This is a genomic window from Bacillus sp. AFS040349, from assembly GCF_002577655.1.
Taxonomy (GTDB): Bacteria; Bacillota; Bacilli; order Bacillales; family Bacillaceae; genus Metabacillus.
In genome coordinates, this window is record NZ_NUMC01000006.1 from 34,211 (window position 1) to 49,986 (window position 15,776).

At 36.1% G+C, this 15,776-nt stretch carries 17 protein-coding genes; 3 read left to right on the forward strand and 14 right to left on the reverse strand.

The annotated features are described in order from the left end of the window. Positions 1-167: 167 nt before the first annotated feature. Positions 168-671 (reverse strand): signal peptidase I, encoded by a 504-nt coding sequence (lepB, locus tag COD11_RS00725; RefSeq protein ID WP_098794852.1) that lies wholly within the window; start codon positions 669-671, stop codon positions 168-170. Between the two features lie 15 nt (positions 672-686). Further along, positions 687-1,304, reverse strand: a complete 618-nt coding sequence (locus COD11_RS00730) for a TVP38/TMEM64 family protein (RefSeq protein ID WP_098794853.1) — start codon at positions 1,302-1,304, stop codon at positions 687-689. Positions 1,305-1,462: 158 nt separating this feature from the next. On the opposite strand from COD11_RS00730, the gene COD11_RS00735 reads away from it, so the two are divergent. Then, on the forward strand, positions 1,463-1,861 hold the full coding sequence (locus COD11_RS00735; RefSeq protein ID WP_098794854.1) for a YhjD family protein: 399 nt from the start codon (positions 1,463-1,465) through the stop codon (positions 1,859-1,861). Between the two features lie 397 nt (positions 1,862-2,258). Here the strand turns inward: COD11_RS00735 and COD11_RS00745 are convergent, their stop codons facing one another. Together COD11_RS00745 and COD11_RS27320 are read right to left on the reverse strand one after the other, a co-directional pair. Next, entirely contained in the window at positions 2,259-2,831 is a 573-nt protein-coding gene (locus COD11_RS00745; RefSeq protein ID WP_098794856.1) for a competence protein ComK, read from the reverse strand. Positions 2,832-2,961: 130 nt separating this feature from the next. After that, complete coding sequence (locus COD11_RS27320; protein WP_255301510.1) at positions 2,962-3,087, reverse strand: hypothetical protein; 126 nt, start codon at positions 3,085-3,087, stop codon at positions 2,962-2,964. 153 nt (positions 3,088-3,240) lie between these two features. Between COD11_RS27320 and COD11_RS00750 the strand changes: the two genes are divergently transcribed. Further along, the gene (locus COD11_RS00750) at positions 3,241-3,474 is read left to right on the forward strand and encodes an IDEAL domain-containing protein (RefSeq protein ID WP_098794857.1); all 234 of its coding nucleotides are present in this window, start codon (positions 3,241-3,243) and stop codon (positions 3,472-3,474) included. A gap of 90 nt (positions 3,475-3,564) precedes the next feature. Here COD11_RS00750 and aceA read toward each other — a convergent pair whose 3' ends face one another. The 6 genes from aceA to COD11_RS00780 all read right to left on the reverse strand — a co-directional run bounded on the left by aceA (position 3,565) and on the right by COD11_RS00780 (position 9,700). Then, positions 3,565-4,848: an isocitrate lyase gene (aceA, locus tag COD11_RS00755; protein WP_098794858.1), complete on the reverse strand. Its 1,284-nt coding sequence runs from the start codon at positions 4,846-4,848 to the stop codon at positions 3,565-3,567. A 69-nt stretch (positions 4,849-4,917) separates the two neighbouring features. Beyond that, the gene (gene aceB, locus COD11_RS00760; RefSeq protein WP_218012725.1) at positions 4,918-6,468 is read right to left on the reverse strand and encodes a malate synthase A; all 1,551 of its coding nucleotides are present in this window, start codon (positions 6,466-6,468) and stop codon (positions 4,918-4,920) included. Between the two features lie 259 nt (positions 6,469-6,727). Continuing rightward, positions 6,728-7,987 carry a M48 family metallopeptidase gene (locus COD11_RS00765; protein ID WP_098794860.1) on the reverse strand — a complete coding sequence of 420 codons (1,260 nt, stop codon included), beginning with the start codon at positions 7,985-7,987 and terminating at the stop codon, positions 6,728-6,730. A 102-nt stretch (positions 7,988-8,089) separates the two neighbouring features. Further along, the gene (locus tag COD11_RS00770) at positions 8,090-8,398 is read right to left on the reverse strand and encodes an AzlD domain-containing protein (protein WP_098794861.1); all 309 of its coding nucleotides are present in this window, start codon (positions 8,396-8,398) and stop codon (positions 8,090-8,092) included. After that, a complete protein-coding gene (locus tag COD11_RS00775; protein WP_098794862.1) occupies positions 8,391-9,116 on the reverse strand; it encodes an AzlC family ABC transporter permease in 726 nt (241 codons plus the stop codon). Before COD11_RS00775 ends, COD11_RS00770 begins: the two co-directional genes overlap by 8 nt. Positions 9,117-9,148: 32 nt before the next feature. Continuing rightward, complete coding sequence (locus tag COD11_RS00780; protein ID WP_098794863.1) at positions 9,149-9,700, reverse strand: helix-turn-helix domain-containing protein; 552 nt, start codon at positions 9,698-9,700, stop codon at positions 9,149-9,151. Positions 9,701-9,850: 150 nt separating this feature from the next. On the opposite strand from COD11_RS00780, the gene nagA reads away from it, so the two are divergent. Beyond that, positions 9,851-11,044, forward strand: a complete 1,194-nt coding sequence (gene nagA, locus COD11_RS00785) for an N-acetylglucosamine-6-phosphate deacetylase (protein ID WP_098794864.1) — start codon at positions 9,851-9,853, stop codon at positions 11,042-11,044. A 70-nt stretch (positions 11,045-11,114) separates the two neighbouring features. Here the strand turns inward: nagA and COD11_RS00790 are convergent, their stop codons facing one another. The 4 genes from COD11_RS00790 to COD11_RS00805 form a co-directional block, all read right to left on the reverse strand. Next, positions 11,115-11,909: an ABC transporter ATP-binding protein gene (locus COD11_RS00790; RefSeq protein WP_098794865.1), complete on the reverse strand. Its 795-nt coding sequence runs from the start codon at positions 11,907-11,909 to the stop codon at positions 11,115-11,117. Beyond that, positions 11,884-12,879, reverse strand: a complete 996-nt coding sequence (locus COD11_RS00795) for an ABC transporter permease (protein WP_098794866.1) — start codon at positions 12,877-12,879, stop codon at positions 11,884-11,886. The genes COD11_RS00790 and COD11_RS00795 overlap by 26 nt, the downstream gene beginning before the upstream one ends. Positions 12,880-12,891: 12 nt before the next feature. Then, on the reverse strand, positions 12,892-13,908 hold the full coding sequence (locus COD11_RS00800; protein ID WP_098794867.1) for an ABC transporter substrate-binding protein: 1,017 nt from the start codon (positions 13,906-13,908) through the stop codon (positions 12,892-12,894). Between the two features lie 228 nt (positions 13,909-14,136). Continuing rightward, the gene (locus COD11_RS00805; RefSeq protein WP_098794868.1) at positions 14,137-15,693 is read right to left on the reverse strand and encodes a fatty acid--CoA ligase family protein; all 1,557 of its coding nucleotides are present in this window, start codon (positions 15,691-15,693) and stop codon (positions 14,137-14,139) included. Positions 15,694-15,776 lie beyond the last annotated feature (83 nt).

The window sequence follows — 15,776 nt, forward strand, 5'->3', positions numbered from 1 at the left end:
CTGGTTCTATCTGGGGTTTGTCGTTCATCCCCCCTATGAACGACACCACTCGCTCTTCCACTCCGCCCACTTTTGTCATTCATCCACCCAATGAACAACAGCACACCCCCTCCCTTTATCATCAAAAAAATGCTAACTCCACAAGTTATAAACAAGTTGAGTTAGCATTATTCTTCATTACCTACAATTCCTATGACATCATCCATTTTCACTAAACCAAAATGACGACTGTCCCGGCTTTGAATACGGTTGTCACCTATAACAAATATATAACCTTTTGGTATTGTTCCCTTATCTATAATATCCTCGAGTGTAAAGTTTCCTGTCTGCTTCGTAACATCTAGATCTTCTGGAGAAAGAAAAGGTTCATTTACAGCCTTTCCATTTACATAAAGCTGATCGTCCTTATAATGAAGTTCATCACCCGGAAGACCAATCACTCTTTTCACATAAATGTCGTCACTATTTGGGAGTTGAAATACAACTACATCAAATCTCTTTAACGAGGAAAAATATAAGCTTAACTTGTTAATAGACAGCAATCTTCCTTCCTCATATGTTGGCTGCATGGAAACTCCCTCTACCTTATATTCAACAAAGATCAAGTTTTTCACAATAATAGCCGTTAAACATACTCCTACTGCCGTAAAAGCAATTTTACGCTTTTTCATATAACCTCCTAAAGGTTAGTGTTCTTTTTTCTCAACCGTCATGGTAGTATTTAATCTTTTTTCCACTCTTTTTCCAATGAACCACAGTAAAAAGATTACAACTCCTGCTATAACAGATCGAATTGGCTTTGTTATAAGAGCGTGCAGATCCTGCCCAATAAAACTTACCAAGAAAATCATAACTAGTTTCCCCGATAGAACGGCTAATATAAACTGCCAGTAACTAATTCTGGACAAACCTGCAACAACATTAATCGCTGCCGACGGAGTAAACGGAAAACAAAGAATAAGAAAAAGCGGACTAAATCCTCTTCTTTCAATCCAGGTTAACAGCTTTTTAATTCCCTTTTTTTGTTTCAGGCTCTTAAAAACTCTCCATTCGCCAAGTTTCCTCATTATAACGAATACAATAATAGCACCTAAACAAGCCCCAATCCAAGATAAAAAAAATCCCATCCATAGTCCAAATGAATTTACATTGGCAACAATAAAGACAACTAGAGGTAAAAATGGAAAAAAGGCTTCTAACATTGGTAATAATATCGCGAAAAATGGACCAAATGAACGATAGGTCTCAAATAGTTCCATTAAATATTCTAATGTAAATATGTCCTGTAACGTCTCAAAGTTCATCTTATACTCCTTGTAAATTCCTTTGTATCTATTGTACACACTTATGTTAAAACTTAAAAGATACAGGTACTTACTAAGTTTGTCATACTTGCGAATTTATTAAGATTCGATTATAATTAAATACGAACAAATGTTCTGAACCGATAGGGGGCATTTCTGTGACAAGAATACCAAGTGACGTTCGAGACATGATCGAACAAGCAATTTATTTACCGATGGCTGTTTCAATTTTTAATAGAGATTTAGCAGTTATTCAACAAAGTCCATTTAAATTACATCGTCCATATTTATCTATTGTCGAAGAGTCATTAAAACTCGTACAAAAGGATTTGGCTGACGTTAAGCGAGAACTTCAAAAACGAAACATTAAAGTTCATCAGGTTGAACGAGACGAAGCATTCACTCTATATTCCTTTATTTACAACGGATATGAAGAAAAACATAATTATTTTAATCCGAGAATTCGAAACAAAGTATCTGAAATTATGGAACTATATTTATTTAAACCAGAAAAAATAAATCATGGGAAAAGCACACAAAATCAACCCAAATATTAGTACTTCCAAAATAAAGGAAAATAAGTTCAATAACTAATGCGCTTCAACACTAGGTCCAATCAAAAAATCTAAATATGACTCTTAATCCATACCACAGTATCCGAAACGGTAAAAAAATAAGTTCAGGAAAATAAAAGACAACATCCGCAAAGAAATCGAATAAGGAATAAGTATCATGCTTGCTTTTGGCTCTTCGTTTTTTTAAATGTTTTTCTCTTCTCTTTTTAAATGACATCATATTCTCCTTATCATCATAATGTCTTAGCAGTAATACGGATTAACGTGTCTAAATGTTACATAATTAGGTAAAGTCCTTATGCATTAAGTAGACCCTGAAAAAGCTACCCACAAATCGGATAGCTTCGTCTCATTCTATCTTATTCACAATGAAGTTAAATTATTGAAATCGATTCATTTCTCTTATCATTTGTTCATAAAATGAACTAACTTCCTTCTCTCCTTTTGGAAAAAGAAGCATATTTATTTTTCTTTGTTCTTGTTCAATTCTTGAAGAAATAATCGTTCTTAACTGTGCTGTGCGGAAAAGTTGATTTTCAAAGGAACCTACTGACATTGGTAACGTTATAACTTTACCATTTGTAAACGTAATGCAAGTATTGTCTTCTTTCGTTCCTACATATTCTTTCACAAAGCTATGTGAAAGCCATGCACAATGCGGCCGTGTGGAGGATGTTGTTGGGAAGAAGTAAATTGAGTTTGTCGGGTCAATTACAATTGGTGGTTTATGTGTAATTCCCATTAAGTCTTTAGTCCCTTCCTTCCTGCCATTATAACTGCTCCCAAAATATCTGCAACTTTGGTCAATCACATCCATTGGGCGTTTCCCAACAGTAAGATCTTGCTCAAGCTCCAGTACCTCAGTGATATACCTATTTTCACCAGGGAGAATGGCCATAGTAAATCGGTTAATAAGATAATCTTCCACTACCATTTTGTTTGTATCAATCACTGTTTTGCACCTCTTACTAAATTATTAGGTAAAATATCCCATAAATAATCTAGCATGTCTTTTTTAAAAATTCTATAAATTTACAAAAACTCCATAAAAAAATGACTTCTGTTACATATTTGTAATGAAGTCATTCATTATTCTGAGCTGCTGAATCATCAAATGGGCCTCTCAGACTGTCTCTATCTTCCATTTCAATTCCAACTAGTGGATTTAAAGCAGTTGGTAATAATTCTGTTTCTTCTTCTTTATTCATGACATCACATCCTTTGGAATATCTTTTCCTATTGTAAGATTTTCATACATTTCAAAAATATTCCTGTTAAATTTTTTAAAAATTTTAACAATTCGGTTGATTTTCTCCTTAAAATTCCATACAATATAAAAAAGGCATCAGGGGTGATCTTTCATGAAAAATAAAAAGTCGTCGTACACTGAAATCATGAAGTCCCGTAACACGAAAAACGTTCCATCCGAGCAACCTGTATTAGACATGTATATTCAAATGATTTTGGATGAAGCGTTGTTTAACAGGAAAAAAGAATTGCTAGAAGAGCGTATCAATGATGCACTTGACACACAGAACAAGACAGTATTTATGAAACTATCAAAAGAATACAAAGGATTGCGTAAGCTAGGATAAAGGCTGCCATGTGCAGTCTTTATTTCTGTGATTATCCAATATGACATAAAAGAACGGTCAAGGATGTAGTCCTTGGCCGTTCTTCTTTTATTATGCTTTTGTAAACTGCTCTGCTTCCGTTGATCCCTTCAATGCTGTTGTTGAAGATGTTCCACCAGAAATAGTTTGAGCTACCTCATCAAAGTAACCTGTTCCAACCTCGCGCTGATGTCTAGTAGCTGTATATCCATGTACTTCGCTAGAAAATTCATTTTGTTGAAGCTCAGAATAAGCAGCCATACCACGATCACGATAACCTCGTGCAAGCTCAAACATGCTGTGATTTAGAGCATGGAAACCTGCAAGTGTAACAAATTGGAACTTATAACCCATTTTTGCAATTTCTTTTTGGAAGTTTGCAATTGTCTCATCATCCAGCTTTTTCTTCCAGTTAAAAGAAGGTGAACAGTTGTAAGCTAATAGTTTTCCAGGAAACTTCTCATGAATAGCATCAGCAAATTTTTGTGCCTGCTCTAAATTAGGCTCAGATGTTTCACACCAGATTAAATCTGCATATGGTGCATATGAAAGTCCTCTGCTAATTGCTTGATCAATTCCGGAACGAGTTCGGAAAAACCCTTCTACTGTGCGCTCACCTGTAATAAACTCATGATCAGCAGGGTCAACGTCACTTGTAATAAGATCTGCTGCATCTGCATCTGTTCGAGCAATAATAATCGTTGGTGTTCCCATAACATCAGCTGCTAATCGAGCTGAAATAAGATTTTTCACAGCAGTCTGAGTTGGTAATAATACCTTTCCACCTAAATGACCACATTTTTTCTCTGATGATAATTGATCTTCAAAATGAACCCCTGCAGCACCCGATTCAATCATTGATTTCATTAATTCAAAAACATTTAATTGCCCGCCAAAGCCAGCCTCTGCATCCGCAACGATTGGAGCAAACCAGTCAATTTTTCCTTCTCCTTCAAGATGCTGTATTTGATCAGCACGTTGTAGGGCTTGATTAATACGCTTTACAACATGTGGAACACTGTTTGCAGGATATAAGCTTTGATCTGGATACATATTACCTGAAAGGTTCGCATCTGCTGCTACCTGCCAACCACTTAAGTAAATTGCTTTTAAGCCAGCTTTTACTTGCTGAACAGCTTGATTCCCTGTAAGTGCACCAAGTGCATGAATGTAGTCCTCATTGTGAAGATAATTCCAAAGCTTTTCTGCTCCTCGTCTTGCCAACGTATGCTCGATATCGATTGAACCCCTTAAACGAATAACCTCTTCCGCGCTGTAAGGACGTGTAATGCCTTCCCAACGTTTATCTAACTCCCAGCTTTCTTGTAATGCTTCTACTCTTGTTTGACCGTTCATTTTTATTCCCCCATTTTTATAAATAAATTTTTTTCTTACTTCCCCTTTGTTGTCCTTACTACATTTTGTTTAAAGCTTTTCATAGCTAGGTATCGTTAAGAAATCAATAAACTCTTCGCGTTTTACCAGTTCATCGAAAACAAAAACCGCTTCTTCAAAATGACCTTTCTGAAAAGCTATTTCCCCCACTGATTCTCTTATCTTTTGAACTTCTTCATTCCTTAATAAATCATAAAGCTCGAATGTTAATTTACGACCATCTTCAAGAATTCCTCTTGGATGGCGAATCCATTGCCATACTTGAGCTCTTGATATCTCTGCTGTAGCTGCATCTTCCATTAAATTGTGAATTGGCGCAGCGCCCCTGCCACAAAGCCATGAAGCGATATAACGGATCCCAACATCGATATTTGTTCTAACCCCTTCTTCTGTAATGATTCCATCCGGAACCTCTAACAAATCTTCTACGGTTACGTTTACATCTTCTCGTTTACGGTGAATCTGATTAGGTGTTTTCATATGTTTATCAAATACATCCTTCGCCACTGGAACAAGTGCAGGATGGGCAACCCATGTACCATCATGGCCGTATGTTGCTTCTCTTTCTTTATCTGCACGAACCTTTTCAAACGCTCGCTCATTAGCTACTGGATTGTTTTTCACTGGAATTTGTGCCGCCATTCCTCCCATTGCATGGGCATTGCGCTTATGACAAGTTTGGATAGCGAGTAAAGAGTATGACCTCATAAAGTGAACAGTCATTGTTACTTGCGCACGATCTGGTAGAATAACAGACTCACAGTTTCTAAGCTTCTTAAGATAACTAAAAATATAGTCCCATCTGCCACAATTTAATCCCGCTGAGTGCTCCTTCAGTTCATAAAGGATTTCATCCATTTCAAAGGCTGCCATGATTGTTTCAATTAATACAGTTGCTTTAATGGTTCCGCGTGAAATATTTAATTCATCTTGTGCAAAACAAAATACATCATTCCATAATCTTGCTTCAAGATGACTTTCCATTTTAGGTAAATAAAAATAGGGGCCACTTCCGCGTTCAATTAACTCCTTTGCATTATGAAAAAAGAATATTCCAAAATCTACTAAGCTGGCAGACATTCGTTTACCATCAAGCTCTATATGTTTTTCCTCAAGATGCCAGCCTCTTGGTCTTACCTTTAAAGTTGCTGTTTCCTCATTCAACTGATACGTCTTACCGCCTTCATTTTCAAAGGAGATTGTTCGGCGGACAGCATCTTTGAGGTTGATTTGGCCGTTCATCACATTTTCCCAGCTTGGTGATGTTGCATCCTCAAAATCAGCCATAAATACTTTTGCACCTGAATTCAAAGCGTTAATTACCATCTTGCGATCAACAGGTCCTGTTATTTCTACCCGTCGATCTTGAAGATCCTGTGGAATTGGAGCTACCATCCAATCTCCATTACGAATATGCTCTGTTTCCGCTAAGAAACCGGGCAGTTTGCCATTATCAATTTCTTTTTGTCTATCCTCTCTTCGTTGTAACAGCTCTCGTCTGCGATCTCCAAAATTTCGTTCTAGCTTTTCAACAAACCTCAACGCCTCAGGTGTTAATACTTGCTGAAATTCTGGGTTCATGTTTCCAACAATTTTACAACCAGTCATTTGTGTTGCCATTTTTGAAAAAACACCCCTCTTCAAATTGTTATAATACAGTTTGTTTTAACTAAAACTAATATATAACAGATTAAATAAAAATGGAACAATTTTCTTGAAAAAAATTCAAAAAAGTTTTTGACAAGCTTTTAATTTTCATTGAAACCCTTGATATAACAACAAAAAAGGGACTTGGCGTTTTCAACACCAAATCCCTTTTTGTTATAAAACAGTTTCAACCTCATTCTGTTTTTTTATGTTCTTCTAAATATAAAATTCTTTCTAACATCGTAGGATGCGTATACCGGAAAACCTTTACCAATGTTGGAGGATTAACTTGACTTAAGCCTGCTCTAGATAACTCTTGGAAAGATTGTATAGCAGCCTCATGGTTACCTGTCATTTCTATCGCATACATATCTGCTGACTTTTCCTGATATCTTGCTACTGTATTTGAAAGTGGACTTGAAGCAAAGGTTAGCACGCCTAAAAGCAATAAAAATAACGGAAAGGAAGTTAACTCTTTCATTGACCTGATCTTTAAAAACTTACCGTTGCGCTTAATAAACAATCTCATTAATTTATCAATTAAAAATAAGCCAACTAAGCTTAATAATAAATAACCTGCAATACCTACGTAAATATGATTCATCACGTAATGTCCCATTTCATGAGCCATAATAAATAAAATTTCTTCTTCACTTAAGCGAGTTAACGTGGTATCCCACAATACAATTCTGGAGTTAGAGCCTATTCCAGTAACATAAGCATTCAGTGCATTTGTTTTTTCAGACATATTTACTTCATATACATGCTCAGCAGGAATATCAGCTTTATCAGCTAGCTCTAGTATCTTTTCCTCTAGTTCTTTGTTTTGTAACGGATAGAAATCATTATAAAGAGGATCAATGACTACTGGTTGAAAAAACATAAGAAATAACGAGAAAGGAATCGATAAAAACCATGCGTAAAGCCACCATCTTTTTTCAAAACGTTTAATAAGCCAGTAAAGAACAAGAATGATGACTGTCATCAACAAGTAATTAACCCAAAAATCAATGAGTTGGTCCTTCATCCAAGCAAAAAAGGATTGCGTTGTAATATGATACATTTTTGATAATTGAAAACCAATCATATCAACAGGAAAGGAGAGAATACTAATAAATAATGATAACCAAAAAAAGTATATAGCTGATTGCAAGCTAAAAATTTTCGAAGTCGAATTTGACCAGTCCTGCATTTTACGAGAAAAACCAGTTATCATAAACACAAATAGTAAAAACCATTCAAACGGAATCGTGACAAAGTACAAGAAGTTTCGAATGGTCGAATATTCCTGTGATAAGATCAATTCTCTTCCTGTCATAAAGGTTGCAGGATCAGCTGATGTTCCCTCATAAGGGGCCGGCACGCCTGATCCGGAAAAGATAAATAAATACCAGTACACTGCTAATCCATATACAAAATAAAGTAAAATTGATCGCGTTAACCATTTCCTCATCTGCCATTCCCCCTTGAACAAGCTCTTATTTCTAGTGTAGTGCTAAGCTCGTTTCATTAGAACTGAAAAGGGAAGGCTTTTAAGTCTTTGCTCCCTCTCAACCTATGAAAAAAACATGCTATATAAAACAAGGGTACCAATTGAACCCATTACAACAACAATTACATTTGCTCCTGTAAAAGCTATTAGAGTTGCTGCAGCCGCACCTACTAATCCGAAAACTATATCATCACTAATCAGAAAAATCCCTGGGACAATTAAAGCTCCTAATGTTGCATATGGTACATTCTTTAATACATTTTGGACAAATACGGGCAATTTTAACTGACCTAATGCAACTAAAGGAATCATTCTTGGTAAATATGTTACTAATCCCATCCCAATAATCATCAACAAAATTGTTTTATCCACGTTGTTCCACCTCATTTGTTTGTTTAGAATAGAAAAATTCTACGATTATTGCTGAAAGCAAGGTTGATAAAACAATTGCCCAGCCTGTTGAAATCATTTGAGATGCATAACAAAGTGAATTCAAAATCGCAGCAACCACTGCCAAATACATCACTTTTCGATGCTTCTTAAGTGACGGGATTAATAAGCCAATAAACATGGCATACAACGCAATTCCCATACTTTCTTGAACTGTTGTCGGCAAGCTTGCCCCAATAACATATCCTATTCCTGAGTTAATGACCCAACTTGCATAAGAAATAAGCATAAGTCCAAATAAATATCCAGCATTGACGTTACCATTCCTCGTTGATGCCACCGTAAACGTTTCATCCGTTAATCCAAAGGAATACAGAGCCTTTTTCCACAATGAGTCATTTTCAACCTTCTCACTTAGTGAAGCAGACATTAAAAAATGGCGAATATTAACGATAAATGTTGTGAAAATAATTTCGATAATTCCAGTTCCAACAGCTAGTAAACTTAAACATATATATTGTGAAGCACCGGCAAACACAATTAAACTCATTAACACTGTCTCAGAAAGTGAAAGTCCAGTAGATTTTGACAGTAAGCCAAATGTTAAAGCAACAGGTAAATACCCAATCGCAATGCTAATCCCACCTTGTGTTCCTTGAAGAAAATCAGATTGCTTTTTCGCTAAAGTAGTTGTAGACAATATAATACCTCCTTTTTAGTGCTTATCATGATTTATGAATAATACATTAGTAGATAAAAACTCGTTTTTTGATCTGTAAGATTTGCATACGTATGGGACTGACTTGCCTGAAAACGCATAGAATCCCCTTTTTTCAGAACATATTTAACATCTTGAATGGAAATCGTTGCTTCTCCATCACAAACTAAAATATATTCCTCCACACTTCCATGATGTCTTTCCGATTCATGAACACAACCTGGCATTAGTTCAAGAAAATACACCTCAAACTTTTTAGATGAATCAAAAGGAAAATAAGGATATACTTGTAATTGTTCGTCATTTTCTGTTACTGCTGTTTTTTCATGTAGTCTTACAACTGTTACAGTTGGTTCTTTCTCCTCCACTAATGATGAAAATGACACTTGAAGACCGTTTGCAATTTTCCAAAGAGTGTTTACGGTTGGACTTGATTCTCCTTTTTCGATTTGTGAAAGCATCCCCTTGCTTACTCCAGTTAATTGAGCAAGCTGATCATAACTATACCCTCTAAGCTTACGTATATTTTTTAGATTCTCCGCAATTTGAGTTTGAATTGAATTCATATATTTCTCCCATTTTTTGTTATTGTATAATATATTATACAATTGTATTGTATAACAAACAACGATTACTTTCTTTTTTCCCCTTTTATTTCCTTTTAGCCTTACATCATGTACATTGAGTATAAATAAACTAATGCAAAGGAGAGAAACATGAAAGCATCTTCTCCCAAACTACTCATTCAAAATGGATTACTTTATCTAGAAGATCGAATGATAGAGAATGGTTATTTAAAAATAAAGAATCAATACATAGATGAAATCGGTCGATCCTCAGAGTTAGCAGATAGAGAAGGGTATGAAATAATAACGGTACCTAAGGATTATAAAATTATCCCTGGTATGATCGATCTTCATATTCACGGACTAAATGGCGCAGATACAATGGATGCAACAAAAGATGCATTAGACGTAATCTCATCTACTCTACCAATGGAAGGAACTACAAGTTTTCTTCCTACCACAATGACAGAGGATCCCAGGGCAATTGAGAGGTCTTTAATAAATACAGGAACTTATATAAATGCAAACCATAGTCATGGAAAAGCAGCACCTTTAGGCATTCACTTAGAAGGGCCATTTATTAATAAAGATCGGATTGGTGCACAACCTGTGGATCATGTTCAACCTATAAATCTAAACACATTTAAAAAGTGGGAGTCTTTATCAAGTCATACAATCAAGCTGGTTACTCTGGCTCCTGAACTTCCAGGCGGAGTTGAATTTATAAACTACTTAAAGAATCAAAGGATTATTTCATCGGTAGCCCACTCACAAGCAACATATGATCAAGTACTTTGTGCGATTGAAGCCGGACTAAACCATGTAACACACCTTTTCAATCAAATGACAGGGCTCCATCATCGTGAACCAGGAATTGTAGGAGCAGCCTTTTTGCAGGGAGAACTTATGGTTGAATTGATTGCAGATGGCATTCACGTTCGACCTGAAATGGTCAAGCTTGCTTATCAACAAATTACAGAAAAGCGCTTAATCTTAATTACAGATTCAATGAGAGCAAAATGGCTTCATGATGGTCAGTATGAATTAGGTGGACAAATTGTTACTGTAAAAGCTGGTAAAGCACTAATCAGAGATCATGTACTGGCTGGCAGTGTGTTAAAAATGATAGATGCCTTTAAAAACATTCAACTTTTCACTGGATGCAGCATTCAAGCAGCTATAAAAATGGCTTCTGAAAACCCTGCAAAACAATTGGGCTTGTTTGATAGAAAAGGAAGTCTAGCCGTTGGAAAAGATGCAGATATTGTTATTCTTGATGATAAAATGAACGTATATTTAACCTTCTGTAATGGGGAAATTGCCTATAGAAGGGACACGCGATAAAAAGAACAGTATTAACGTTGAGGTTAATCATACAAAAGGTACATGTCCCGACATTGGGACATGTACCTTTTTAAATAAGTAAAGCTTTATCAGATAATGAGCTATCTGATTTAATTTTTGAGAACTCTTCTAATAATGAATTTACCGTTAATCCTTGTTTTTGATTTCCCTCAGCCTGGAAAACAATTTGTCCCTTATCCATCATAATCAGTCGATTTCCGAGATCTACAGCCTGTTGCATATTATGGGTAATCATTAACGTCGTTAAATTCCCTTTTTCAACAAGCTTCTTCGTTAAGTTCGTAATTAACTCTGCTCTTGAAGGATCCAGTGCAGCCGTGTGCTCATCAAGCAAAAGAATATCAGGCTTTGTAAATGTGGCCATTAATAGAGATAAAGCCTGACGTTCTCCACCAGAAAGTAATCCAACTTTAGCAGACAACCGATTTTCAAGACCAAGACCTAACATTTCTAACTGCTCTTTAAAAAACACACGTCGTTTCGCTGTTACACCCGGCTTCAAGCTTCGCTTATGCACTCTGGAATAAGCAATTGCTAGGTTTTCTTCAATCGTTAAAGTTGGCGCTGTTCCTGCCATCGGATCTTGGAATACCCGCCCAATATATCGTGAGCGTTTGTACTCTCTTACATCAAGCATGGATCTGTCCTTAATTTGAACATCACCATCATCTGGAGTGATTCGTCCGGCAATAACATTTAATAGCGTAGACTTACCTGCACCATTACTTCCAATAACCGTAACAAAGTCTCCTTCTTCTAAAGACAATGATAAATGGTTTAAGGCAATTTTTTCATCTAGAGATCCTTCATTGAAAACTTTATATATTTGCTTTAGTTGTAGCAATGTTCGCACCCCGCTTTCTTCGTAAGCTTTTCTTCCGTTTATCTTTTTGCTTATCAATGATTTGCGGAATAACAAGTGCTCCTATAACAATACATGCTGTAATCAGCTTCATATCTCCTGTTTCGAAAAAGTTTACTCGAAGTGCCATCGCAACAATAATTCGATATACAATTGCCCCGATAATAACGGCTATCGTTGCACGCACAATTGTTTTTGTACCGACTAATGCCTCACCAATAATAACAGATGCTAAACCAATGATAATCATCCCTATACCCATACCAACATCACTAAAGCCATTGTACTGAGCAATAAATGCGCCGGAAAATGCTACAAGTGCATTCGATAAACCGAGTCCTACAATTTTTAGCATATCTGTATTTGCAGAAAAGCTCGTAATCATATTTTGATTATCACCAACAGCTCTAATCGCTAGACCAAGCTCTGTTTTCAGGAAATAGTCTAAAAGGTATTTAATTACTAAAATCATGATTAACATCGTAATAACGACTGACCATGTTTTCGGAACAAACCCCTCCAGGCCAATTGAAATGAAGAGACTTTGAAGGCCAGCATCAATCCCGAGCTTGTTCCAGCCTTCTAAAAGTTGTGTAAAAACAGTTTCTTCCTGTAGTAACGGAACATTTGATTTCCCCATAATTCTAAGATTAATAGAATACAAGGCGATCATCATTAATATTCCCGATAGAAGAGGATTAATATTTCCCTTAGTGTGTAGTACCCCTGTGATGCAGCCCGCCAGAAATCCTACAACCAATGCGACTAATGTGGCCAGGAAAGGATTCACACCGTTAACAATTAATACGGCACTCACTGCTGCGCCAGTTACAAAGCTGCCGTCTACTGTTAAATCAGGAAAGTCTAATATTCTAAATGATAGGTATACTCCAAGAGCCATAATCGCATAAATTAAGCCTGACTCTACTGATCCAAATAGGGCTGTAAACATAATTTCTCACCTTTATTCAAGTATTTCTGCTTCTTCTTTCCATTCCTCTTTTATATCAATTCCCATATCCTCAGCTGATTTTGCATTTATTTGTAGTTTAAGTTTTTGAGGATATTGTACTGGAATTTCACTTGCTTTTTTCTCACCATTTAAAATACTAACTGCCATTTCACCTGCTTCAAAGCCAATATCATAATAGTCAAAACCATAGGCAGCAAAGCCACCACGTGCAACTGAATCAAGCTCACCAACAAATAATGGAATATCATTATCACTAGCAACACCAATTACACTTTCTAATGCAGAAACTACTGTGTTATCTGTGATAACATATAAAGAATCAACTTTACCAACTAAAGATTCTGTTGCTTGTTTTACTTCTGCTGATGTTGATACAGAAGCTTCAACAACCTCTAAATCTGTACCTTCCATTGCTTTCTTAACAAGATCAATTTGAGCAACAGAGTTCTGTTCTCCAGAGTTATAGATCATCCCAACTTTAGTTCCATCAATGTTCTCATCAATAAACTTCACTGTATTAGGAATCGCATCCGGATGTGTATCTGTTGTTCCTGTTATGTTTGCACCAGGTTCTTCAAAGCTTTTCACTAAGCCGCCTCCAACCGGATCTGTTACAGAAGTAAAGATAATTGGAATATCTGTTGTTGCATTTAAAGCACTCTGAGCGCTTGGTGTTGAGTTAGCGAATATTAAGTCAACTCCATCACCAACAAAGTTATTAGCAATCGTTTGGCTATTATTTTGATCTCCTTGTGCAATTTGAACATCATATTCAACTTCCAAGCCTTTTTCTTTTAATGCTGCCTTAAATCCTTCTAATGCTGCATCAAGTGATGGATGCTCAACGATTTGGTTTACACCAATTGTATAGGTCTTTTCCCCGCTACCAGCATCTGAACCAGAGTCTCCGCTGCTGCTTTCAGACGTTCCTTCACTACCTCCACAACCTGATAATGCTAGAAAGCTAGCAAGCATTAAACCTGTACCAATTTTCCAACCTTTTTTCATACAAAAGTCCCCCTTTAATTCTTATACCCTTTTATGCTTTTATGCTTTTATTGATTAAATTATACAGGAGAAATCAAATACTTCAATATTTTTTGAAAATTTAATAATGTTTTTTTCTATATTTCATCCTACACTTCCTCACTTTAAAGTGCAAAAACACAGATATCATAAGGATATCTGTGTTTTTGTTAATGAAAAAAATACCATTCATTTCATTCTAGCAAAATACTATTTTTGTAAAACTTGATCTTTTAGAGCTCTTCTTAATATTTTTCCAGTTGTATTCTTTGGTAGCTCTTCTAAGAATTCAATTGAACTAGGTACTTTGTACTTAGCAAGGTGCTGTTTACAGTACTCTAAAAGGTCATCCTCTGTCATTTTGTCATCCTTAACGACGACAAAGCATTTGACTGCCTCACCGAAATTTGGATCAGGCACGCCTAATACAGCAACCTCTACAACTTCTTCATGATTATAAAGTACCTCTTCCACTTCACGTGGATATACATTATAACCACCTACAATAATCATATCTTTCTTTCGATCAACAATATAGAAATACCCTTCTTCATCCTGTCTTGCCAAATCACCTGTATATAGCCAGCCGTCTCGTAATGTATGTGCCGTTTCTTCTGGCATTTTATAATAGCCCTTCATAACATTAGGACCTCTAACGATAAGCTCTCCTACATGATTTGGTGGTAATTCCTCTCCAAGCTCATTTACAACCTTATTTTCAACGTTCACAATATTTGTGCCAATTGAACCAGCCTTTCTTGGGCGGTCAAGTGGATTAAAGCAAGTAACCGGAGAAGCTTCAGATAAACCATAACCCTCAGAAACAATGACTTTGAACTTTTGTTTAAATCCTTTTAATAAGGCTACAGGCATTGATGCCCCACCCGAGATACAAATGCGCAATGACTTTAAATCATCAGGTTGTGCTTTGTCATACTGAAGTAAGAAGTTATACATAGTTGGAACTCCAGCAAAAACTGTTGCCTGATAGCTCTTAACCAATTGAAAAACAATTTCAGGACTGAATCTCGGAACAATAAGTAATGTGGCTCCATTCATTAAAGGTGCATTCAAAGAAACTGTTAAGCAAAATACATGAAACATCGGCAATGTTGTCACAACAATATCATCACTTGTAATCTTTAAATAGTTTGCCGTATCAATTGCATTGCTATATAAGTTTTTATGCGTCAACATCGCACCCTTTGGTTTACCAGTTGTACCAGACGTATAGAGAATAACAGCAACATCATCATCTGATAACTCTGGACCAACAAACCTCGGGTTACCTGTTGAAAGCATCTTTGTAAACCCTTTCATTTTTGTGTAAATAGATAGCTTCGTTACATCTACATCGGTTTTGCTATCAGTAGGTGGTGTTTCACACGTAATAATGTGTTCAACCTTAGGCAGCTTTTCATTCATTTTTTCAAATAACGGTATTAACAAGTCTAAAGTAATGACTGCTTTTACATCTCCGTTATTTATAATATAAGCAATTTCATCAGGTGTGTAGATAGGATTGATTGGAATAACGGTTGCTCCAGCTCTTAAAGCTCCGTATAAAGAGATAACAAAGTAAGGTGAATTTCCTAAAACAACTGCGACATGATCCCCTTTGTTTATCCCCATGTCCGTTAAGCTGCTTGCAAATTGATTAATTGCTCCCTCTAACTGCAAATAAGAGGTTTCATTACCTTCAAAAATAAATGCCGGCTTTGTTCCATGTTCTTTTACAGTTTCTGAAAACCGTAAAGATAAATTCATTCTCCCACCCCTTTAAAAATGAATGAATAACCATTCATTTTCTATTTTTAAAAATACTCCCTTGCTATCCATGAGACAACGGC